Below are 20,110 nucleotides of genomic sequence, written 5' to 3' on the forward strand. Positions count from 1 at the left end.
ATCACACAAACAGGCTGGGCTCAGCCCGGCGGGCATACCCGAGTTCGAGTTCTTCCTTATGGTATAAGTATCCCGCGTCGTCAAAATATTTTGCGCCCTTCGGGCATTTTTTCTCACAGGCGCAGCATTTGATGCAGATGCCGGAAACGATCTCGGGATGCTCCCGGTCGATCGAGCCCATAGGGCAAACATCGGCGCAGATGCCGCAGCCATCGCATTTTTCCATGTCGGTCTTGGGCTTAACCTTCAAAATATTGATCGGTGTACCCTTGCGGTCACGCGGGGTGTAGTAGGGGCGGATGGGCGTACAGCCCTCGACTGTGGCCGGGGTGGTGTAGCTGCCGGTCTGTAATTTATCTTTTACCTGGGCGGCAAACTGGCGCGCCAGCGCCATGTCGGCTTCATCTGGCCGCCCGGCGGCCAAGGTACGCGAAAATGCGTGTTCCCCGACAAAGGCTGCACCTGCAATGGTGTGGAATCCGTTTGCTTCCAGAATGTCGCGCAGTTCGATCAGGCCATCGTCAAAATTGCGGTTGCCAAACAGCACGACCGGGATGGCTTTGGCGCCATGTCCCTCGACGGTGGCCAGGTATTTGAGCAGCACGTTGGGCACCCGTCCGGCATAGACCGGAGTGCCGAACACGACCACATCGTCCGGTCCAAAGGCCTTGCCCTGTGCCCGCGCGGCGGGCAGCGTGAAATCAAAGGTTTCATACTGTGCATCCAGTTCCTGTGCGATGGCACGAACGGCTTTTTGTGTCGTACCGGTCGCGCTCCAATACATCGCTGTGATTTTCATCGTTCTTCCCCCTTTTTCTTCTGCGCTTTCTTTTTCACAAAGTTTCGATAATCATCTCTTATTAGTGCGTATGTAATTAAATTTTCCATAAGATAAACAATATCTGGATCATCAAGATAGATTAATCGATTATTTTTGAAACTGCCTAAAAATATTTCATCTTTATATAAGAGTTTTGGATAGCATCGCGCAATGCCACGTTTCAACTCGTCTTTTTTTCCGCTTCCTACATTCCCAACTGCAATACGTCCATCATGCACTAAGGTAAATTGGTTATTTGTACAGCGAAGATACTTATCCATAACGATCTGTGCCGAACGATGCCGCTTTCCGTTTAATTCAACTCCAACACACAAGGCTGTGTGGCTTTCCTCCAAACGACTCCATGTCGTATAGCTAGAGAATCCAAAACTCACAACATAATGTTTTCTCTTATAGATAACTTCGAACGCTCGATATAATCCATTAAATTGTCCACCGCTGGCATCTCCAGATGCCCATTCAATTGTGCCTAAATCCTGTTTCAATTCAAACAATTCATATTTTTTTCTTTGGCAAGGTGTGCGACGTATCCAATAAACAATCATGGAAATTTACCAAAAACGGAAGTAAATGTTGCGGCGTATCTTTTCCGAACTCATTATAATCATATCTTTCCTGAATACCATCATTCCACTTACCAAATGCTGTACGCGCAAAATCCGTATTCTTTTCCAAAGCTGTATAGGCTCCCGCGCATAGATCTTCATAAGTGGGTATATCTGCAAGCCATTGATAGAGCTTGCCATCCCATTTTGCTACACGCATGTTATAGCCATTCGTTAGGAAAACATAATCACAACCCAGCATATCTGCATAATCCATAGCCTGCCATGTGATATATTCATTCAGCAAAGAAACGCTCTGCGCTTTGCATTCAACCACCGCTAGTGGAATATATTGATTGGATTTTTCTCGGAAACCTTCCACAATAATATCTGCGCGTCTTTTGCTTTCACATTGATAATGCCGCAAACTTTCTTCTGTTCGAATCATTTGCTTTGGAACGTGCATTTGTTTTATCAAAAAGGAGATCGTTTTTTGCCGTACTTCTTCCTCTGGTGTCATTTGTATGCTTTTTTTACGAATAGGATCAAAAAACCATGTGCTTCCATTATGCTTCCAAGTTTTTGGCAAACGTATATTTCGAAAATCTTGTTGCACATCAATCATTGTTTTTCATACTCCTACAAAATGAATTACGGCAATCACGATATATCCCAACAACATCCAGCCGACAGTGCGCCGACCTGGTCACCCAGCATGTCATGCAGCAGCGTATAGGCGTGCGGACCGGTGCAATGTCCGGTCAGATAACGCGCGCCCGTGGCCTCCAGCCGTCGGCCAATTTCCTCAATGAGTTCGTCTGGTTCGCTTTGACCGCGATTCGGACTGTACAGGTGCATGCCGCCTACCACGACATCGGGCATCCGTCCGGCGTGCTCGGCGGCTTTCTGCACCAGATTGACCACGCCCCGATGGGCGCAGCCGGTAAAGAGAATACATTTCCCTTTTTCATAGACGATCAGGCTCTGCTCATGGGCGAACGAGTCGGGTACATACTGCTCCCCTTCCCGTTCCAGCAGCGTTTTGCAGCCTGCCGACTGGCACTCGGTGCCGGTCACATCGGCAAACAGCAGCAGATTGGGGCTGACCTCTTGCACGTCACCGGCTGCCGCCAGACGCGGATGATGCTGTAAGGTGCGGTCGAGGCCAATCTCCTCAATGCCGTTCGGCTTTTGGGAAAAATGTGGCTCAAAGGCGCGGTGATGGACATACACCGGCGCGTGGTCGTTTTCCCGCAGGAAGGCGGCCAGACCGCCGCCGTGGTCGTAATGCCCATGGGACAAAAAGGCGCGCGTTACCTTGCCGATGTCCAGCCCCAAGGTGCGGGCGTTCTGCAAAAACAATTCGGTATGGCCCATGTCAAACAGCAGCGGGCCTTCGTTTTCGGTATCCAGATACAGGCTCAGGCCGTGTTCACAGCCAAAGTCCGGCGAAATCGCGGTGTTTTCGGTCAGGGTATACAAACGCATGTGCGTTCCCTCCTTACGATGTCTGGCTTTCCAGTTCTTTGATCTTATCGCGCAGTTCGGCAGCCAGTTCGAACTCCAGCAGCTTGGCCGCTTCCTTCATCTGCCGGGTCAGGCGCGCGATTTCAAGCGCGGTCTCGTTCTTGCTCAGCTTCTTGGTCTTGCCGCGCGGCAGCTTGCTTTCGCTCGAAATTTCGATGACGTCCTTGACGCTCTTCTTGACCGTGCGCGGGGTGATACCATGTTCCTTATTGAATGCCTCCTGCAAACTGCGGCGACGTTCGGTTTCCGAGATGGCCCGGTGCATGGACGGCGTGATATTGTCCGCATACATGATGACCATACCGTTTTCGTTGCGCGCCGCGCGGCCGATGGTCTGGATGAGTGAAGTTTCCGAACGCAGGAAGCCTTCCTTGTCGGCGTCCAAAATCGCGACGAGCGACACTTCGGGCAGGTCCAGGCCCTCACGCAGCAGGTTGATACCCACGAGCACATCGTACAGCCCGAGCCGCAAATCGCGGATGAGCTCCATGCGCTCGATGGTCTTAACGTCGTGGTGCATGTACCGCACCTTGATGCCCACACCTTCCAGATAGGAGGTCAAATCCTCAGCCATTTTCTTGGTCAGGGTGGTCACCAGCACGCGCTCACCCTTTTCGGTGCGGGTGTGGATTTCGCCCACCAGGTCGTCGATCTGGCCTTCGACCGGGCGCACCGAAATGAGCGGGTCGAGCAAGCCGGTCGGACGGATGACCTGTTCGACGATTTGCCCGGCGCGCTCGCGTTCATATTCGGCCGGGGTGGCCGACACATAGAGCACCTGATTTAAGCGTTCGTTGAACTCGTCGAAGTTTAAAGGCCGGTTGTCGAGCGCCGAGGGCAGGCGGAAACCGTTGTCGATCAGGCTTTCCTTGCGGGCACGGTCGCCGTGGTACATGGCGCGCACCTGCGGCAAGGTCACATGACTCTCGTCGATGATGAGCAGAAAATCCTTGGGAAAATAATCGATAAGCGTATACGGTGCCGAACCGGGCGCGCGGCCGGACAGCACGCGCGAATAGTTTTCAATGCCCGAACAGAAACCGATCTCCTGGAGCATTTCGATGTCATAGTTAGTGCGCTGGGCGATGCGCTGGGCTTCGACCAGCTTGTTGTTGGCGTTAAAATAGGCCACGCGCTCGTCCAGTTCGCGCTCAAGCTCCTGGATGGCGACCGCCATTTTGTCCTTGCTCGTGACATAGTGGCTGGCCGGGAAGATGGCCGTATGCTTGACTTCGGCCACGACCTTGCCGTTCAAGGGGTCGATGCGACTGATGCGGTCGATCTCATCGCCAAAAAATTCAATGCGCACACAGTCGGAATCCGAATATACTGGCCAGACCTCGACCGTATCCCCGCGCACGCGGAAGCGGTTGCGTTCAAAGGCGATGTCGTTGCGCTCATACTGAATGTCGATCAGGCGGCGGATGAGGTCATCGCGGCTGACCTCCATGCCCGGACGCAGCGAGATGACCATGCTTTTGTAGTCGATCGGGTCGCCGAGCGAATAGATGCACGACACCGATGCGACGATGATCACATCGTCCCGCTCGGACAGGGCCGAGGTGGCCGAGTGGCGCAGGCGGTCGATCTCGTCGTTGATGGCCGAATCCTTTTCGATATAGGTGTCCGTGGACGCGATATAGGCCTCGGGCTGATAATAGTCATAATAGGACACAAAATACTCGACCGCGTTGTTCGGGAAAAACTCACGCAGCTCGGAACAGAGCTGAGCGGCCAGTGTTTTGTTGTGCGCGAGAACGAGTGTGGGCTTTTGCACCCGCTCAATGATGTTGGCCATGGTAAAGGTCTTGCCCGAACCGGTAACGCCCAGCAGGACCTGTTCGTCCACACCGTTTAAAAAGCCGGTCGCCAGTTTGTCGACCGCTTCGGGCTGGTCGCCTGCCATCTGGTACGGGCTGACCACTTGAAACTGTGGCATACGGAAAAACCTCCTTTTTAGGGGTCCAAATATTGCATAAGTTTGCTGTCCCGCATGGAAACAAAGTCATCTCCGGCGACGATGATGTGGTCGCGCAGACCGATGCTCAGCGGCAGCAACGTATCGCGGATGCGGCGGGTGGTCTGCATATCGTCATGACTGGGCAGCGCCAGACCGCCCGGATGGTTGTGCGCCAGGATGATGCTCGCCGCCTGATACCGGATGGCGAACTCGACCAGCTTGCGGATGCTCACATCGGTCGCGCGGGTAGTTCCCCGGCTCATTTCGGCCGATCCGAGCACCTTACCTTTCATATCGGTCGCTAGCGCAATCATGCGTTCTTCGTTCACGCCCACAAACCACGGCGAAATATATTCGCCAATGAGTTCGGTCGTGGTCAGCGCCGCACCTTTGAGGTCCTTTTCGGCCTTGTCCATCGAGTAACGGCGCATCATCTCGCGCAATAACGTAATCAGCAGCGCGGAATTCTCGCCCACGCCTTTCACGCTTTTGAGCGCCTCGGGCGAAGCATCCAGCACGCCATGCAGGCTGCCGAAGGTGTCGAGCAGCCGGTGGGCGATCGGGTTGGTGTCCACACGGGGTACCGCAAAATACAGCAACAGTTCCAGTGCTTCATGGTCGTGGAAACCGTCCAGTCCCTGCTCCTGAAACCGCGCTTTCATGCGGCTGCGATGGTCACGGTGGATGGATTCACTCATGCATCCACCTCGTTAAATCCAAACATTTGTTTCATTCTATCACACTTATCCTGTCGATGCAACCATGGGCTTATTCTTTGATCTTGGCAGCTGCTTCATCCAGCACCCGGGTACACATGGGCGTATCCCGCAGCGCCGGGAACGGCACGGTCGGCTGGGGTGGGCCATCGTGCTCGCGCAATTCCTTGCCCATCCAGAGTACATCCCGCCACTGGCCAAACTTATACATGCTGTTCTGGTACGCGCCCGAAATGATGAAACCCATCGCTTTATGGAATTTCATGCTGCGCTCATTGGGCGAAGTGATGCCGACATAGATGTTATAATACCCCTGCATGCGCAGCAGTTCGAACAGGGCCGAATACAGCGCGCTGGCGATGCCGCGGCGGTGAAAGTCCGCCGAAACATAGATGGATGTTTCGACCGACCACTGGTAGGCCGCGCGGGTGCGGTGGGGCGACGCATAGCCATATCCGGCTACTTTACCGTCAATTATGCACACCAGCCAGGGCAGTTTTTCCGAAAAGGTGCGGATACGGCCGCAAAATTCCTCCAAACTGGGGGCTTCGTATTCCGAAGAAACGGTGGTTTGTTCTACATAGGGCGCATAGATCGCCAACATCGCCGCAGCGTCCTCCAAGGTCGCCGGGCGGATTTGAATCGTGCTCATGCAATCGGACTCCTTTTGTACCGCCTGGAAAAAGGCGGCATTTTCTCTATTTTATCATTATTATACGCCCTTCCCCGGCATTGGACAAGCATCCAAACGGGCAAAGTTGCCTTTGCGAAAGCAGGCCCTTTCGTGGTATACTGAAAGAAAAAACCTGTGGGGAGGGGATGGCGATGGCACGCCACGGCTTTATCCGTACCAAAGAAGAAATCAAATTCCTGATCTTATATGCGGCAGGTTATCTGCCGTTCCCGGTGGACTGGGAAACCATGGTCGATTTATGCACCTGGTGCGACGAAGGATTTGGCTTTTTTGAGCTCAAAGAGGCCTTTGACGAACTGCTGCACACCGGCCACATGGCCGAGCCCGAACCTGACCGGTTTGTCATCACCGACAAGGGCCGGGAAACCATGGAGCTGTTTGAACGCAATCTCCCCTACTCGGTGCGCGAAGCAGCGCAGCAGTCTGCGCTGCGCGTGGTGCAGCAGCTCCGGCGCGATGCCGCTATTTCGACCGAGGTGCAGGAAGTCGCGCCGCACGACCTGCTGGTCACCATGACCATGGAAGATGTGTTTTCCCTGCAAATGCACGTGGTCAATCAGGGACAGGCCACGCTTTTGGAGCGCAATTTCCGTGCCCATGCCGAAAAAATCTATCAGGTACTTCTTGGGGCCGTGACCGATGATTATACGTCTCCGTCAGAGTTGGACTAACTTCCAAAGCCGCCAGCGCTGCGCAGTTTTTGCAAAGGCTGGCGACTTTTTCTGTCTTTTTTGTTCATACTGCAAAATTCTACATTTTTTTCATTTCATTTGTTGACCGTGCAACTATCTTGCTATATAATGATTCCACTGTTAGTTGACTACGCAACTTTTAGAAAGAAGGTTTTCCATGCCTCATCAGACAATCACCATCCTCAAGTACATCTCGGTCATCCAACGCAACACCCAGCGATATTTCGACTCTATGCTGGAGCAACGTGGGATTGGCAGCGGTCAACAGTTCTTCCTGCTGCGTATTTCGGAAAATCCGGGCGTCACCATGTATGACCTATCCCAAATCGGCAACTTCGATAAAGGTACGGTCACAAAGGCCGTGCAAAAGCTGGCCGAAGAAGGGTATGTCAAAGTCACCGTAGACCCATCGGATAAGCGCGTGCGCCATCTGCACGTCACCGAGCAGGCCAAGCTGGTCATTGAAGAAATCTATACGCTGCGCAACCGCTGGATCGATCAGCTGATGACCGATCTGACCCCAGAACAGCGGGATGCTCTGTTCCAAACCCTGAAAACCATGTCCGAATACTCCTGCACCGGCTTGCAGGAATTATGTCAGCAAAAGGAGACCCCGCATGAAAGCTGAAACCTCTCTTTCCGAAAATCCATTGGGATATGAGCCCATTCCGCGTTTGCTCATTAACTTTTCTATCCCCGCCATCATTTCTTGTCTGGTCAACTCCATTTATAATATTGTTGACCAGATTTTTATCGGTCAAGGCGTGGGCTATCAAGGCAATGCTGCAACGACTGTCGCCTTCCCCCTCATGATCATCCTGACCGCTTTCGGCACGACCGTGGGCTCGGGCAGCAGTGCATTGGCTGCTATCCGCTTGGGCGAAGGCAAAGACCGGGATGCCAAAAAGGCCTTAAACAATGCGTTCCAGTTTATCATTGGGCTAGGGCTTGTCATTATGATCGTGGGCATCGTCTTTTTGCGGCCCATCCTTTGGCTATTTGGCGCTAAAGATGATGTCATCATGGGATATTCCTATGATTATACCTTCATCATCCTGCTCGGTACGCCGTTCAACCTGGTGTCCATTGTATTGTCCAACCTGGCGCGTACCGATGGCCATCCCCGTTTGTCCATGTACGGTATGCTCATCGGCGCAGGTCTGAACACCATCCTAGACCCCATCTACATTTTTGTACTGCATTGGGGCGTACGCGGTGCAGCCATCGCTACCATCACTTCGCAGATCATCTCGGCCCTGATTTTGACGACGTATTTTCTTCGTCCGGCTCGCAATAAACCGCAGCATATGCGCATCCAGAAAAAATATCGCAAGATGCGCTGGCCTTTGGTCGGCCATATGATCATGCTCGGTATTTCGTCGGGTATCACCCAGTCGGTGGGCTGCATTATGCAGGTGGTCATGAACAATTCCCTGATGTATTACGGCAACCTCAGCTCAACCGGCGGTGATGTCGCTTTGAGCGCCATGGGCATTGTCATGAAAATCGCGATGATCATGGGTGCGTTCGGCATTGGCATCGGCATCGGCGCCCAGCCGATTCTGGGCTTTAACCGCGGCGCGGAAAAATACGACCGCATCCGCAAAACCTATTTGCTGGCCGTGACCTTTGCAACGCTGCTCATCTTTGCCTGCTGGTTGGTTTGTCAGATCTTCCCCGAACAGATTATCAGCATCTTCGGCAAAGAAAACGCTAAATTCACCGATTTTGCAGTCAAATGCCTGCGTATTTATCTGTTCAGCATCTTCTGTGCTGGATTCCAGATCGTATCGACCAACTACTTCCAGGCTACCGGACAGCCGCTCAAGGCTTCCATCCTGTCATCGCTGCGGCAGCTTTTGCTGCTCATCCCGCTGATTATCATTCTGCCCCTGTTCTTTGGGCTCAATGGTATTTTGTATTCGGCGCCCATTGCCGACGTGCTCAGTGCAGTGATCGTTGCCATCTTTATCATTCCCGAAATGCGCAAGCTTTCCGCTCACATCAAGCAGCAAAACCAAGTGCTCGCCCATTGATACAAGCTAAAACCCGGCAGAGAAACTCTGCCGGGTTTTGTTATGTGCTCGCTTCCTGCTCTGCCGGGTATGAGATGCCCTGCATTTTTTTATACGTCCCCAGATACAATGTCACCGCCAAGATGAGGGAAAGGACATCGGCGACCGGTTGCGCCCAGAGCAGACCGGTCAGGCCAAGCGATGCCTTCAAAAGAAAGAGCGCCGGGATGAAAATAATGCCTTGCCGGCTCAGGTTGATGACCAGCGAAGCGGTAGCCGCCCCCATCGCTTGCAGGGTATTGATCAAAACATAGAAAATCCCAAACAAACAGCTTGTTGTGAGCAGAATCTTTGCAAACTGTACGGCATAGTCAAATGCGACAGTATCGGTCAAAAATACGCTTACAATTTGATCGACAAACAGGTAGCAAATCGCCGTCAGGACCACTCCCAGAATCAAAGCAAACGTCAAAGAAAATTTTAAAATCGCCTGAAAACGTTCCCAAAGCCTTGCGCCTACGCAGTATCCCAACAGCGGCTGTACGCCTTGGCCTAAGCCCATGCAGACCATACCGGTGATGGTAACGACCTTCATGGCAACGCCCATGCCGGCGATGGCCATATCGCCGTATTCAGCCATCTGGCTGTTGATTAAAATTTGGGATACGCTCATCAGAATAGTGCCCAGTGCCGCCGGAACCCCAATGGCAAGCACCCGGCTGCAAACATGGTTTCCGACCGTAAAGTCCTTCGGATGGATGCTGAGGCTGGAGGTTCCGCGCAGAAAATACAGAATATAATATCCGGCGCCGAACAAATTGCCGATCACCGTTGCAATCGCGGCGCCCGCAATATTCCATCCCAGACCCAGAATCATGATGGGGTCTAAAATGACATTAAGCAGATTGCCGATCAGCTGCCCCATCATGGCTTTGTTGGATTCACCTTCGGCACGGATGACATTCGCAAAGCAGTTCGAAATCAGCACAAACGGGCCGCTATACGCTACGATACTCAAATAGGTCTTAGCCAGCTCCCAGGTATCCGCACTCGCCCCAATCAAGGACAGCAGTGGGTCCATACACACCAAAAAGAGTATGGTCATGGCGATACCAATCACGACACATCCCCACATGCAGAACGAGCATACTTTCCGGGCATATTCCTTTTTGCCTTCTCCCAAAGCACGGGAAATGACCGAAGTTCCGCCAATACCAAACGCTGTGCCGACGGCCATAAACAGCAGAAAAACCGGGGTCGCCAGCGATACGGCTGCCACCTGTAAAGCATCCTTTGTCTGTCCGACAAAAAAGGTATCTGCCAGGTTATAGACCAGTACCATCAGCATGGCCACCATGGCCGGCATGGCATTTTTGAACACGGCTCTGGGAACCGGCATCTTTTCAAAGACTTCCATGGATTTTTCCTGCATCGATTGTTCCTCCTTGTGTTTTTAATAGCAAGCTATTGAACTAAGGAAAAGAAGCGCCCGGAAGCATGCGGGCGTTTATTTTGGGTTTACATTGTCGTATATTTTTTGCAGCAGCGCGTGGAGTGTGGCTTGCTCCTCGCCGGTCAGTCCGTGGACGATGATTTGGTCCATTTCCTGCATATTTTCCCGGGCGTCCTGACAGCACTTCTCCCCGGCCGGCATGATCCGTACCAATTTGATGCGTTTATCGGAAGGGTCGGTGAAACAGTCCACCAGTTTCTTGATGGCCAACCGGTTGACAATCCCGGCACAGGTAGACTGCGCTACGCCCAGAATGTGCTCCAACTCTTTGAGGGAATAGGTCTTATCTTCCTTTTCATATAGCGCCATCAAGACCCAGATTTGTACCAGGGTCAGATCGCTTTGGCGCAGCGAATTGTTGACCATCCGCTCGATTGCATCGTTGATTTGTTTGATCTGTTGCCCGATCGTCACATTCGTGTTCAACCTTTCACCTCCCGCTTTGCATGACTTTATGATACCATTTCAAAAGCAAGCTGTCAATACCATGCTTTTGAATAGGTTGCAGATAGAAAATCAGCCGCCAGCGAATGCTTTCGCTGGCGGCTCGATCCCTGTGTACTTTTACCGAATCAGTTTGCGCCGGTATGCGCCGCAGTATAAGATGCCCAGTTGCAGACAGGCGAATGCGACCACCAGTCCCAGCACTGACATCTCGTTCATCCAAGGCAAAAAGCCGAAAAACTGCGAAACCACCGGGAATAAAATCCACTGGTAAAACAGATTGGAGTTTTGCGCCATCAGGCCAAAGGCGGCCAGAAAGGCCGGCAGTGTTAGCAGCAGCGACGCAATCCAATAGATGGAATCCAGAAACAGAATGGTACGATTTCCGGTATGCAAAGCATAAAATGTACGCCACAAACTCGCCACCAGAAAGACAAGTGTGGCTGCCAGATGAATCCCCCCAAAATACGCGGGCGAACCCGCGCCGGCCAAATAGGTCGTTACCTGTAAAACCATCGTAAAGATGGCATAGCCCCCCGTGACCTTGGCCCAAAAAATCCCCCTTGACGGACGATCAGAATCTTGTTGCATGGTTGATTCACCTCATACAGATATCCCAAACCGAGAAAGCATTTCCCGATTGGTCATTTTTTTGGTCAGCAGCTCTCGAAACCGCACGGTCTTGGTCTTACCTTGCAGGCGCAAGGTGTCCAGTTCTTGTGCAAACTGTTCCCGCTCGGCCAGAAGAGTTTCTGCTAAATCCTCCAGCTGCGCCAGACGTTCCAGAGCTGCCGCCGGATCGGATACTTCGATCCCATCCGGAGTGCGCCTTGTCAAACGCTCCATGAAAGCCTCCTTTTATTTGGGCACTTCCCGTCCACAGCGCTTGCAAAAGGCAAAGCCTTCGCCCAGCGGTGCGCCGCAATACGGACAATATCCCGCTTCGGATGCCTGGCTGGGTTGCGACGGCCGTTTTTTCGGCTCCAACGGGTCGGGCTCTTCGCCTTCGTCGGTGATGTCAAATTCCGAATATCGGTTTTCGCTCGTGGCATTTTTAAAATGATACACCGCGTTGATGACACCCATCGCGATAAAGCAAAGGCCAAACAGCGGAAAAATCATGCCCACCATCCCGGCGCCGCTCGTCATGCTCGCGGCAAGAATGGTCCAGAAAATGCCGAATACGATCGCAACCACCGAACCGACGCCGCCCATCATCGAAGGGCCGCGGCCGGGCTTGATGCTTTTCATCGGTTCCACATCCTTTGCGCTTTTGGATGTATTCAGTGTACGGGCTTTGGGGGCGCAAGTCAAGCAACAATATGGAAACCAAATTTTGCAGGTCCTCTGGATTTTGAAAATGGTCTGTTTTTTCGTGCTGCTGCGTGCTATAATAGCCAAAGAAACAAAAGAAAGTGAAGTGTAACACCGATGCGTTTTATCAAGTTCGGTCAGGAGACCGAATCCAATATTTTCAATCAACTGGACGAAAAAAAGAAAGAACTGGCCGCGCGCGGCGTGGATGTTATCAATCTGTCGATCGGTACGCCCGATTTTCAGCCCGACGAACATGTTATGCGTGCGGTAGCCGAAGCAGCCATGCTGCCGGACAACTATAAATATTCCATCAACGATACCCCGGAGCTGGTCGGCGCGGTGCAGAACTGGTACGACCGCCGCTATGGCGTCAAGCTGTCCCCCGACCAAATCATGACCGTCGACGGCTCGCAGGAGGGCATTGCCCATGTTGCCTTCCCCTTTGTAGGCGAAGGCGATCTGGTGCTGGCCCCCGACCCGGGATACCCGATCTTCACCTTTGGCCCCATGCTGACCGGCGCCGAGATTGGCCTGTATCCGCTGTACCCGGAAAAGGACTGGGTACTCGACTTTGCCGACATCCCGGATGAAGTTGCCGACCGCGCCAAGCTGATGGTGGTATCTTACCCGAACAACCCGACCACAGCGGTGGCTGACGTGGCATTCTATGAAAAGCTGGTGGCGTTTGCCAAACAGCATGATATCATCATCCTGCACGACAACGCCTATTCCGATTTGGTCATGGACGGCAAAAAGGGCATTTCGTTCCTGTCCATCCCGGGCGCGATGGAGGTGGGCATCGAATTCAACTCCCTGTCCAAGACTTACAACCTGACCGGTATGCGTGTGTCCTTTGCGGTTGGCAATCGCGACATTATCCAGAAATTCCACGCTTTCCGTTCGCAAATCGACTATGGAATGTGGTTCCCGGCACAGGCGGGTGCGGTGGCGGCCCTCAACGGCCCGCAGGACATCGTGCGCCAAAACCGCATTGGCTACCAGCAGCGGCGCGATGCGCTGTGCGGCGGTTTGCGCCGCATTGGCTGGGAGGTGCCCGACAGCCGCGGCACCATGTTCGTCTGGGCCAAGGTGCCGGACGGTTTCGCATCCTCGGCCGCGTTCGTTCTGGAACTGATGGACAAGACCGGCGTCATCTGTGTGCCGGGCGAAAGCTTTGGCGAAATGGGCCAGGGGTATGTGCGCTTTGCGCTGGTCGTACCGCCCGAACGCATGGAGGAAGCCGTGCGCCGCATCGACGAAAGCGGCATACTGAAAAAATAAGGAGGCAATGCCGATGAAGCTGATCTCTTGGAATGTAAACGGCCTGCGTGCCTGTGTCGGCAAGGGGTTTTTCGAATTTTTAGAAGCCGAACAGCCCGACATGATGTGCTTGCAGGAAACCAAATTGCAGCCCGACCAGGCTCCGCAGGTCGAGGGCTATCAGGAATACTGGTGCTCGGCCGAAAAGAAGGGATATTCGGGCACGGCTCTGTTTTCCAAGACCGAGCCGCTGAGCGTGACCTATAACCTCGGCATCGACGAACACGACCACGAGGGCCGGGTCATCACAGCCGAATACCCGGACTTCTATTTGGTGACCGTTTATGTGCCCAACTCGCAGAACGAACTCAAGCGTCTGGACTACCGCATGCAGTGGGAGGACGATTTCCGTGCCTATGTCCAGTCGCTCGACCAGAAAAAGCCGGTCATCATCTGTGGGGATATGAACGTCGCCCATCAGGAGATCGACCTAAAAAACCCCAAGACCAACCGCCGAAACGCCGGCTTTACCGACGAAGAGCGACAAAAGATGACCGAACTGCTCGACGCCGGGTTTGTGGACACCTGGCGGCATTTCTACCCGGATACCGAAGGCATCTATTCCTGGTGGAGCTACCGTTTCAAGGCGCGCGAAAAGAACGCCGGGTGGCGCATCGACTATTTTCTGGTGTCCGAACGGTTTATCGACCGTGTCAAGTCGGCGCGCATCCTGACCGATGTGTTTGGCTCCGACCATTGCCCGGTGGCGATCGAAATTGAATGATCTCTGGTTTTTAGAGTTCGAGCCGCCCGAAGAAGCGGCGCCTGACCCGCTCGAGCGACCGGACCTCATCCCGCTGGAAGAAGCGGACGAAGATGAGCCGCTGTGGAACCCTTTGTTTGGGTTGGAGCCCGTGCCCTGCGTCTGCTGCGGGGCCGAATATCCCATCCCGCCGCAGGAGGGGGACGCATGCCCGGTCTGTGGCTGGGCCGTCGATTCCGATTTACAAACCGACGGACAGCCCAGCGAAAAAAACGCCGGTCTTTGTCTGGACGAAGCCCGGCAGAACTTCCGCTGTTTTGGTCACATCGACCCATCCAGCCGCTTGGAATAAAAAAAGGCACAAGCCTGTATGGCTTGTGCTTTTTTCGTTATTCTTTTTCGTAGAGGAACCCTTTTTCCCGCAGCGCGTTCACGACCCGCTGAAAGACGGCTTCGTCCGCGCAGCGGATGCGGTGCAGGTGGATGCCATCGGTCAAAGCCGACAGCGGCCGTGCCTGGGACTGCGCCAGCTTTTCCTGGAACGCATCCACATCATAGCGGGAAAACAGGTGCAGCGGCGCACAGATGTGGCCATAAACCGAGTGTTCAACCGTGACATCGAGCACAGCCGCGCCGTTGTCGATGATGGTGTACAATTCGTCGGTCACCTGTTCGGGGCCGTGCAGACAGGCCACTGAGCGTTCCAGACAGGCGGCCGGTTCGGCTGCCGTTGGTTCGAGCACATAGCCGCGCGGCGTGGCCAGCACGCCCAGTCCCCCGGCCCGCAGCAGCGCAATATCCCCCACGATGATCTGCCGGCTGACCGCAAATTGCGCTGCAATATGGCTGGCGCTCAAAGGATGGTCGGCCTGGCGCAAAAGCTGTTCGATTTTTTCCCGCCGCTGGGCTGCGTTCATGATATCCGTTCTCCCTTTCCTGTTGTCCCGTAAAGTTTCTTTCTCCTGCCTTTCAGGATACCAGCTTTTGTGTCCTTCCGCAAGGGGAAGTCGTCCATTTCCTTGCAATCTGCCCTGAAATGTTGTAAAATGAGGGCTGACAATGTGATGAATACAGCGGCGGGCGGCGCCGCAGTACAAAGGAGTTAATTATGAAAGTTATGATCTTATCGGTCACGGCCGGCTTCGGTCACCATGCCACAGCCAAGGCGGTGGGCGACATGCTGGCTGAACAAGGTGCAGCCGTGCGCACGATCGATGTCTATGAATACATCAACCGCGCGGTCAAGGGCACCATCGACAAAGGCTATCTGTTCTCTTCCAAGCACACCAAGGAGCTTTACCGGCTGGTGTATGCCCTGGCCGAAAACCACGGCAGCAATTACTTTACCACCCCCATCAGCATTTTGAACATCGTCAATGCCCTGGGCGCTTCCAAAATCGCCCGCATCGTTACCGATTTCAACCCCGATGTTCTGGTCTGCACCCATGTTTTTGCTGCGCAGCTTATCAATGAAGTCAAAAAACGCGGCTTGCTCTCGACCACGACCATCGGCATCATCACCGACTATACCATCCATCCCTATTGGGAAAATGTGCCATATATCGATTATGTCGTAACGGCCAGCGAACTGCTGCACCATCGTGCGCTGCGGCGCGGCATTGAGCCCAATCGCCTGCTGCATTTCGGCATCCCCATCCATCCCAAGTTCAACCACGAAATCAGCCGGGAGGATGCCTGCGAACAGCTCGGAATTGACCCCAACCGTCCCACCATCCTGATGATGGGCGGCAGCATGGGCTATTCCAACCACCGTAAACTCATTCAAAGCCTGTCGCTCATCGGCATGGACTTCCAGCTGCTTGTGGTATGTGGCAACAACAAGCGGCAATACAGCAGCTTGGCACGGGCACTCGACAATTATGACGGCCCCTGCTCCATCTATCCCTTTGGTTTTGTCCACAACGTCGAAGTTATGATGAGTGCATCCGACTGCATCATCACCAAGCCCGGCGGCCTGACGGTATCCGAAGCGCTGGCTAAGAATCTGCCCATGATCCTAGTCAACCCCATCCCCGGACACGAGGAGCGCAACGTCGAGTTCCTGCTTAACAACGGCATCGCCCTGCTGGTGACCAAGACCTTTTCGGTGGACGAAGCCGTCTATCATCTGTTCCACAACCAGCCGCGTATCGCCAGCATCCGGCAGACCATGCACGCCGTGGCCCATCCGGACGCGACCGAACGGCTGTGCAACTTCATTTTGGATATGCCCCGGCGTTCCTAAAAACAGAGAACCCGCACCAACTTTGGTTGGTGCGGGTCTTTTTTTGCTTTATGTACGGGGCTTGATTTTGCCCTGCTGCACAACGGTCACGCCCATGTCCAGTCCCAGCGCGGCCAACCGGCTCATCGTCCGGGCGGTCAGCGCCATGGCCATCTGCGGTGCCGGACTGGAAACCGAACACCAGATCTTGACCTGCTGTTTTTCGATCAGCGGCAGAATCGGTGCGCCTTCATAGCAGAACATGTTGAGGAACGCACACGCCACATCGTTGAGCGGGTTTTCGGTTGGGCTCTGGTATTCCAGACGCGCCTGGAAATACGGCTTTGTCCGTGTATGCGCATGTTTGGTGCCATCGGCATCGTATGTATAGTACGTATCGCCTGCATGGGAGCCATAGCAGCTGTATTTGGAAAACAACTCATACAGCGGAAGGATGTCCAAATCTTCGCCTTCCAGCTCCACGTAAAAGAAAATACTCGGTTCCATCTTCATCCCTCGATTTCATCAGCCGCCAAAGTAAGAAAAGTGCATATAATCGCGCTTGCTGCTCCAGGCATCCCCGCCCCAGGCAAAGCCGTACTTTTTAAACGCACGCACGACATCGCCATCGGCCGGAATGGAATAGGGGTCCTCGCCCGGCGTCCAGTGCGAACCGGTCGTGATCTGGGTCACGTTGCCATTGGCATCGATATAGCACTCCATATTTTCGTTCCAGTTCAGGTCCACAGCCGTGCCCCAGCGGTGCTCCGAACGGGTGTTAGACCGCCAGGAATAGCTGCCGCCATCCTTGATGGGGAATTTCTCGTCCCCGGCAAAGATCTCTTCAAAAACTGCGGTATACAGTTCCGCGAGGTTGGCATTGACCGTGAGCGTCATGGTGCCCTCAGTCTTGGCGCCGCTGTCCAGCAGCCGCCACACCGGTACGGTGATGTCGGTCATGGCCGCTTCGGCTTCCTCCGGGGTATCATAGCCTGGTTCGGCATCGCCAAACACCAGCTGCTGTTTTTCTTCCTTGGTCAGGTCATAGGCCTCATCGGGCTGAATGACCTGTCCCCCGTTTCCGCTGTCCGTCTGGTCGGGCTGTACCGTGGGCTCTCCCGCATCGTTGCCCGGCCCTTCGGTGGGACCATAGGTTTCCAGAAAGCGTACCGACATCATCAGCGATTGTTCGCGGGTTGCCGTGGTACGCGGCGATAAGGTCACGTCGCCATTGTCCTGCACCACGCCGCTCATTACGCCGGTGCCGACCATGGCCGCCATATCATCCCGGGCCCAGTCGGCCACTTCGCTTTCATCCGGATAAGCCGCCAGCGGATCGGATTCGGTATCCCCCGGCTGGGTATCGCATTCCCGCATCACATTGCCCAGCATCACGCACAGTTCCTGGCGGGTGATGGTGGCATCTGGGTCAAAGGTGCCGTCGCCCCGGCCGCTAACCAGCCCCAGGGCACTGGCCGATACGACCATGGGGTCGTCGGTGTCGGTGAACGGGCTGTCGGTCGTCAGTTCAGCCATGCGGCCGGTAGACTGCTCAAACAAACGCAGCGCCACACCACAGAATTCCGCGCGCGAAACATCTTCCCGCGCAGCCAGTCCTTCAAATGAATCGGGCACCAGACCAACGGCTTCCGCCTGGTCGACTTCGGCCTGCGCCCAGCCGGATACACCGGTCAGCGCCTGGGCCGAGGGCGCGAGCGACGCGGCAAACACAGCCGCGAGCATGGCGCTACACCACGGTTTCCATCGCATATCTTCCTTCTCCTTCATCCGAAAAAATTACAAAGAGTTGACTTTCCTTTTACAAAGCGTTCTTCTGTTTTTACGCTTCTCTGGCAGAAAAAAGGGGAACTTTGTCGGATATCCGGTTTTGCACACCGTCCACAAGTTTATCCACAGCAATGCACAGCCTTGGGGATAAGTGGTTCGATAACCAACTGTATTCGATTGTATTATACCCCGGAAAGGCCCAACCGGTCAAGTTGCCGGTACTGAATGGCTTCGGCCAGATGCTCGCTTTCGATAATTTCCGCCCCGGCCAGGTCGGCCACCGTGCGCGCCACGCGCAGGATGCGGTCATAGGCGCGGGCGGTCATGCCCAGACGGTGAAAGGCCGCTTCGAGCATGGCCTGCGCCGCGTCGGTGAGCACACAGTCGCGCGCCATACGGTCGACCGGAAGTTCGGCGTTGCAGGCAATGCCGGTGCCTTCATAGCGCGCCTGCTGCCGCGCCCGCGCGGCCAGGACGCGCGCCCGGATGGTCGCCGAGCTTTCCTCCTGGGTCTTGCCCCGCGCAGCCAGAGCTTCATAAGGCACCGGCTGGACGGCGACTTGCAGGTCAATGCGGTCCATCAGCGGCCCGGACAGACGGCGCAGATATTTTTTGACCGCGTCGGACGAGCAGGTACAGCGCGAGGTGCCATACCAGCCGCATTTGCAGGGATTCATAGCCGCGAGCAGCTGAAACCGCGCCGGATAGGATACCTTGCCCGCCACGCGCGAAATGGTGACCACGCCGTCCTCCATGGGCTGGCGCAACGTTTCGAGCACATCGGCATGAAATTCGGGCAGCTCGTCCAAAAACAGCACGCCCCGGTGAGCCAGGGAAATCTCGCCCGGTCGCGGCAGGCGGGAGGCTCCGCCGCCGCCCGTCAGCGACGGCGCGGACGCGGTATGGTGCGGCGCCCGGAAAGGCCGTCCGGGCATGCGGGCGGCCTCGGCCCCCCGGCCGAGCGCCGACCAGACGCGGATGACTTCCAGTCGTTCCTCCTCCCGCATGGGCGGCAAAATGGTCGAAAAGCATTTGGCCATCAGGCTTTTGCCCGACCCCGGCGGGCCGGCCAGCAACACATTATGGCCGCCTGCTGCGGCCACTTCTAAGGCGCGTTTGACCGCCTGCTGGCCGAGCACATGCTGGAAATCCAGCCCCGGCGCAAACTCCTCCACCGGCGTGGGGCGCGGACAGGGCGCCAGCTTTTCCCGTCCCCGCAGGTGGTCGAGCACGGCCCGCAGATCGGATGCTGGATAGACGGTCACACCGACCGCATAGGCGGCTTCCTCTACATTTCCAAGCGGCACGAACACTTCCCGCTTGCCTGCGTCGCGCGCGGCAAAAATCATGGACAGCGCGCCGGACACCGGCCGGAGCTGTCCGGTCAGCGACAATTCGCCCAAAAAAGCCGCATCGGGCGGCAGAGGATCGATCTGCCCCGATGCGGCCAGGATGGACAGCAAAATCGGCAGGTCATACACGGCCCCTTCCTTTTTGGTGTCTGCCGGGGCCAGATTGACGGTCAGGCGGCTGACCGGCCAGTCGAGTGCACAGGCCTTGACCGCAGCCCGCACCCGCTCGGCCGCTTCGCTCACCGCCTTGCCCGGAAGCCCCACGATGTCCAAACGCGGCAGGCCGCTGGATGCCGAACACTCCACCGCGACCGGGTATCCCGCGATCCCGGCCAGTCCCGCCGAATGGCAGATTGAAACCATAGTATGCCTCCTTGCGTTTTTCCACTCAATTTCTTCCTATTATAATACAGATCCTAACTTCTGACAACGCACTTGTCATTTTTCGCAGAAGCGGCA

Annotated in this window: 23 protein-coding genes; 7 read left to right on the top strand and 16 right to left on the bottom strand. The window is 55.0% G+C overall.

Translation table 11 applies throughout. The features are described 5' to 3' along the window. Position 1: 1 nt before the first annotated feature. The 7 genes from EFB11_RS11175 to EFB11_RS11205 all read right to left on the bottom strand — a co-directional run bounded on the left by EFB11_RS11175 (position 2) and on the right by EFB11_RS11205 (position 6,241). Complete coding sequence (locus tag EFB11_RS11175) at positions 2 to 799, bottom strand: EFR1 family ferrodoxin (RefSeq protein WP_122790300.1); 798 nt, start codon at positions 797 to 799, stop codon at positions 2 to 4. Then, the gene (locus tag EFB11_RS11180; RefSeq protein WP_164706737.1) at positions 796 to 1,386 is read right to left on the bottom strand and encodes a hypothetical protein; all 591 of its coding nucleotides are present in this window, start codon (positions 1,384 to 1,386) and stop codon (positions 796 to 798) included. Before EFB11_RS11180 ends, EFB11_RS11175 begins: the two co-directional genes overlap by 4 nt. Next, a complete protein-coding gene (locus EFB11_RS11185) occupies positions 1,337 to 2,011 on the bottom strand; it encodes a type I restriction enzyme HsdR N-terminal domain-containing protein (protein WP_122790302.1) in 675 nt (224 codons plus the stop codon). Before EFB11_RS11185 ends, EFB11_RS11180 begins: the two co-directional genes overlap by 50 nt. A gap of 35 nt (positions 2,012 to 2,046) precedes the next feature. After that, on the bottom strand, positions 2,047 to 2,874 hold the full coding sequence (locus EFB11_RS11190; protein WP_122790303.1) for an MBL fold metallo-hydrolase: 828 nt from the start codon (positions 2,872 to 2,874) through the stop codon (positions 2,047 to 2,049). A 13-nt stretch (positions 2,875 to 2,887) separates the two neighbouring features. Then, entirely contained in the window at positions 2,888 to 4,852 is a 1,965-nt protein-coding gene (gene uvrB, locus EFB11_RS11195) for an excinuclease ABC subunit UvrB (protein WP_122790304.1), read from the bottom strand. A gap of 17 nt (positions 4,853 to 4,869) precedes the next feature. Further along, positions 4,870 to 5,571: a JAB domain-containing protein gene (locus EFB11_RS11200; RefSeq protein WP_122790305.1), complete on the bottom strand. Its 702-nt coding sequence runs from the start codon at positions 5,569 to 5,571 to the stop codon at positions 4,870 to 4,872. A 70-nt stretch (positions 5,572 to 5,641) separates the two neighbouring features. Beyond that, the gene (locus EFB11_RS11205; protein WP_122790306.1) at positions 5,642 to 6,241 is read right to left on the bottom strand and encodes a GNAT family N-acetyltransferase; all 600 of its coding nucleotides are present in this window, start codon (positions 6,239 to 6,241) and stop codon (positions 5,642 to 5,644) included. Between the two features lie 173 nt (positions 6,242 to 6,414). On the opposite strand from EFB11_RS11205, the gene EFB11_RS11210 reads away from it, so the two are divergent. The 3 genes from EFB11_RS11210 (at position 6,415) to EFB11_RS11220 (ending at position 9,011) form a co-directional block, all read left to right on the top strand. Further along, the gene (locus tag EFB11_RS11210) at positions 6,415 to 6,954 is read left to right on the top strand and encodes a DUF4364 family protein (RefSeq protein ID WP_164706738.1); all 540 of its coding nucleotides are present in this window, start codon (positions 6,415 to 6,417) and stop codon (positions 6,952 to 6,954) included. A 178-nt stretch (positions 6,955 to 7,132) separates the two neighbouring features. After that, the gene (locus EFB11_RS11215) at positions 7,133 to 7,603 is read left to right on the top strand and encodes a MarR family winged helix-turn-helix transcriptional regulator (RefSeq protein WP_122790308.1); all 471 of its coding nucleotides are present in this window, start codon (positions 7,133 to 7,135) and stop codon (positions 7,601 to 7,603) included. Beyond that, positions 7,593 to 9,011 carry an MATE family efflux transporter gene (locus EFB11_RS11220; protein ID WP_122790309.1) on the top strand — a complete coding sequence of 473 codons (1,419 nt, stop codon included), beginning with the start codon at positions 7,593 to 7,595 and terminating at the stop codon, positions 9,009 to 9,011. The genes EFB11_RS11215 and EFB11_RS11220 overlap by 11 nt, the downstream gene beginning before the upstream one ends. A gap of 40 nt (positions 9,012 to 9,051) precedes the next feature. Here the strand turns inward: EFB11_RS11220 and EFB11_RS11225 are convergent, their stop codons facing one another. From EFB11_RS11225 to EFB11_RS11245, 5 genes are all read right to left on the bottom strand, one after another. Then, positions 9,052 to 10,422 (bottom strand): MATE family efflux transporter, encoded by a 1,371-nt coding sequence (locus tag EFB11_RS11225; RefSeq protein WP_122790310.1) that lies wholly within the window; start codon positions 10,420 to 10,422, stop codon positions 9,052 to 9,054. A gap of 75 nt (positions 10,423 to 10,497) precedes the next feature. Then, positions 10,498 to 10,929 (bottom strand): MarR family winged helix-turn-helix transcriptional regulator, encoded by a 432-nt coding sequence (locus tag EFB11_RS11230; protein WP_243115215.1) that lies wholly within the window; start codon positions 10,927 to 10,929, stop codon positions 10,498 to 10,500. Positions 10,930 to 11,067: 138 nt separating this feature from the next. After that, positions 11,068 to 11,538 carry a hypothetical protein gene (locus EFB11_RS11235; protein WP_122790311.1) on the bottom strand — a complete coding sequence of 157 codons (471 nt, stop codon included), beginning with the start codon at positions 11,536 to 11,538 and terminating at the stop codon, positions 11,068 to 11,070. Between the two features lie 12 nt (positions 11,539 to 11,550). Further along, a complete protein-coding gene (locus tag EFB11_RS11240; protein ID WP_122790312.1) occupies positions 11,551 to 11,793 on the bottom strand; it encodes a hypothetical protein in 243 nt (80 codons plus the stop codon). A gap of 12 nt (positions 11,794 to 11,805) precedes the next feature. Continuing rightward, positions 11,806 to 12,198, bottom strand: coding sequence for a zinc ribbon domain-containing protein (locus EFB11_RS11245; RefSeq protein ID WP_122790313.1), 393 nt, complete (start codon positions 12,196 to 12,198; stop codon positions 11,806 to 11,808). A gap of 180 nt (positions 12,199 to 12,378) precedes the next feature. Between EFB11_RS11245 and EFB11_RS11250 the strand changes: the two genes are divergently transcribed. Genes EFB11_RS11250 through EFB11_RS11260 form a run of 3 tightly spaced genes read left to right on the top strand, consistent with a single transcriptional unit; the run spans position 12,379 to position 14,639 of the window. Further along, entirely contained in the window at positions 12,379 to 13,545 is a 1,167-nt protein-coding gene (locus tag EFB11_RS11250; protein ID WP_122790314.1) for an aminotransferase class I/II-fold pyridoxal phosphate-dependent enzyme, read from the top strand. Between the two features lie 13 nt (positions 13,546 to 13,558). Beyond that, positions 13,559 to 14,308 carry an exodeoxyribonuclease III gene (locus EFB11_RS11255; RefSeq protein ID WP_122790315.1) on the top strand — a complete coding sequence of 250 codons (750 nt, stop codon included), beginning with the start codon at positions 13,559 to 13,561 and terminating at the stop codon, positions 14,306 to 14,308. Further along, positions 14,301 to 14,639, top strand: a complete 339-nt coding sequence (locus EFB11_RS11260) for a CPCC family cysteine-rich protein (protein ID WP_164706739.1) — start codon at positions 14,301 to 14,303, stop codon at positions 14,637 to 14,639. Before EFB11_RS11255 ends, EFB11_RS11260 begins: the two co-directional genes overlap by 8 nt. Positions 14,640 to 14,676: 37 nt before the next feature. Here the strand turns inward: EFB11_RS11260 and EFB11_RS11265 are convergent, their stop codons facing one another. Next, complete coding sequence (locus EFB11_RS11265; protein WP_122790316.1) at positions 14,677 to 15,204, bottom strand: transcription repressor NadR; 528 nt, start codon at positions 15,202 to 15,204, stop codon at positions 14,677 to 14,679. A gap of 191 nt (positions 15,205 to 15,395) precedes the next feature. On the opposite strand from EFB11_RS11265, the gene EFB11_RS11270 reads away from it, so the two are divergent. Next, entirely contained in the window at positions 15,396 to 16,532 is a 1,137-nt protein-coding gene (locus tag EFB11_RS11270; protein ID WP_122790317.1) for an MGDG synthase family glycosyltransferase, read from the top strand. Positions 16,533 to 16,580: 48 nt separating this feature from the next. On the opposite strand, the gene EFB11_RS11275 is transcribed toward EFB11_RS11270, so the two are convergent. The 3 genes from EFB11_RS11275 to EFB11_RS11285 form a co-directional block, all read right to left on the bottom strand. After that, positions 16,581 to 17,018, bottom strand: a complete 438-nt coding sequence (locus EFB11_RS11275) for a hypothetical protein (RefSeq protein WP_164706740.1) — start codon at positions 17,016 to 17,018, stop codon at positions 16,581 to 16,583. A gap of 18 nt (positions 17,019 to 17,036) precedes the next feature. Beyond that, positions 17,037 to 18,281, bottom strand: coding sequence for a M15 family metallopeptidase (locus EFB11_RS11280; RefSeq protein WP_164706741.1), 1,245 nt, complete (start codon positions 18,279 to 18,281; stop codon positions 17,037 to 17,039). 200 nt (positions 18,282 to 18,481) lie between these two features. Continuing rightward, positions 18,482 to 20,014, bottom strand: coding sequence for a YifB family Mg chelatase-like AAA ATPase (locus EFB11_RS11285; protein ID WP_122790320.1), 1,533 nt, complete (start codon positions 20,012 to 20,014; stop codon positions 18,482 to 18,484). Positions 20,015 to 20,110: the final 96 nt, after the last annotated feature.

Source organism: Intestinibacillus sp. Marseille-P6563, from assembly GCF_900604335.1.
Taxonomy (GTDB): Bacteria; Bacillota; Clostridia; order Oscillospirales; family Butyricicoccaceae; genus Butyricicoccus_B.

What these genes read in the sequence shown, in the direction of transcription:
- EFB11_RS11175 (WP_122790300.1), bottom strand. Translation starts at nt 799, where the DNA reads ATGAAAATCACAGCGATGTATTGGAGCGCGACCGGTACGACACAAAAA.
- EFB11_RS11180 (WP_164706737.1), bottom strand. Translation starts at nt 1,386, where the DNA reads ATGATTGTTTATTGGATACGTCGCACACCTTGCCAAAGAAAAAAATAT.
- EFB11_RS11185 (WP_122790302.1), bottom strand. Translation starts at nt 2,011, where the DNA reads ATGATTGATGTGCAACAAGATTTTCGAAATATACGTTTGCCAAAAACT.
- EFB11_RS11190 (WP_122790303.1), bottom strand. Translation starts at nt 2,874, where the DNA reads ATGCGTTTGTATACCCTGACCGAAAACACCGCGATTTCGCCGGACTTT.
- uvrB (WP_122790304.1), bottom strand. Translation starts at nt 4,852, where the DNA reads ATGCCACAGTTTCAAGTGGTCAGCCCGTACCAGATGGCAGGCGACCAG.
- EFB11_RS11200 (WP_122790305.1), bottom strand. Translation starts at nt 5,571, where the DNA reads ATGAGTGAATCCATCCACCGTGACCATCGCAGCCGCATGAAAGCGCGG.
- EFB11_RS11205 (WP_122790306.1), bottom strand. Translation starts at nt 6,241, where the DNA reads ATGAGCACGATTCAAATCCGCCCGGCGACCTTGGAGGACGCTGCGGCG.
- EFB11_RS11210 (WP_164706738.1), top strand. Translation starts at nt 6,415, where the DNA reads ATGGCACGCCACGGCTTTATCCGTACCAAAGAAGAAATCAAATTCCTG.
- EFB11_RS11215 (WP_122790308.1), top strand. Translation starts at nt 7,133, where the DNA reads ATGCCTCATCAGACAATCACCATCCTCAAGTACATCTCGGTCATCCAA.
- EFB11_RS11220 (WP_122790309.1), top strand. Translation starts at nt 7,593, where the DNA reads ATGAAAGCTGAAACCTCTCTTTCCGAAAATCCATTGGGATATGAGCCC.
- EFB11_RS11225 (WP_122790310.1), bottom strand. Translation starts at nt 10,422, where the DNA reads ATGCAGGAAAAATCCATGGAAGTCTTTGAAAAGATGCCGGTTCCCAGA.
- EFB11_RS11235 (WP_122790311.1), bottom strand. Translation starts at nt 11,538, where the DNA reads ATGCAACAAGATTCTGATCGTCCGTCAAGGGGGATTTTTTGGGCCAAG.
- EFB11_RS11240 (WP_122790312.1), bottom strand. Translation starts at nt 11,793, where the DNA reads ATGGAGCGTTTGACAAGGCGCACTCCGGATGGGATCGAAGTATCCGAT.
- EFB11_RS11245 (WP_122790313.1), bottom strand. Translation starts at nt 12,198, where the DNA reads ATGAAAAGCATCAAGCCCGGCCGCGGCCCTTCGATGATGGGCGGCGTC.
- EFB11_RS11250 (WP_122790314.1), top strand. Translation starts at nt 12,379, where the DNA reads ATGCGTTTTATCAAGTTCGGTCAGGAGACCGAATCCAATATTTTCAAT.
- EFB11_RS11255 (WP_122790315.1), top strand. Translation starts at nt 13,559, where the DNA reads ATGAAGCTGATCTCTTGGAATGTAAACGGCCTGCGTGCCTGTGTCGGC.
- EFB11_RS11265 (WP_122790316.1), bottom strand. Translation starts at nt 15,204, where the DNA reads ATGAACGCAGCCCAGCGGCGGGAAAAAATCGAACAGCTTTTGCGCCAG.
- EFB11_RS11270 (WP_122790317.1), top strand. Translation starts at nt 15,396, where the DNA reads ATGAAAGTTATGATCTTATCGGTCACGGCCGGCTTCGGTCACCATGCC.
- EFB11_RS11275 (WP_164706740.1), bottom strand. Translation starts at nt 17,018, where the DNA reads ATGGAACCGAGTATTTTCTTTTACGTGGAGCTGGAAGGCGAAGATTTG.
- EFB11_RS11280 (WP_164706741.1), bottom strand. Translation starts at nt 18,281, where the DNA reads ATGCGATGGAAACCGTGGTGTAGCGCCATGCTCGCGGCTGTGTTTGCC.
- EFB11_RS11285 (WP_122790320.1), bottom strand. Translation starts at nt 20,014, where the DNA reads ATGGTTTCAATCTGCCATTCGGCGGGACTGGCCGGGATCGCGGGATAC.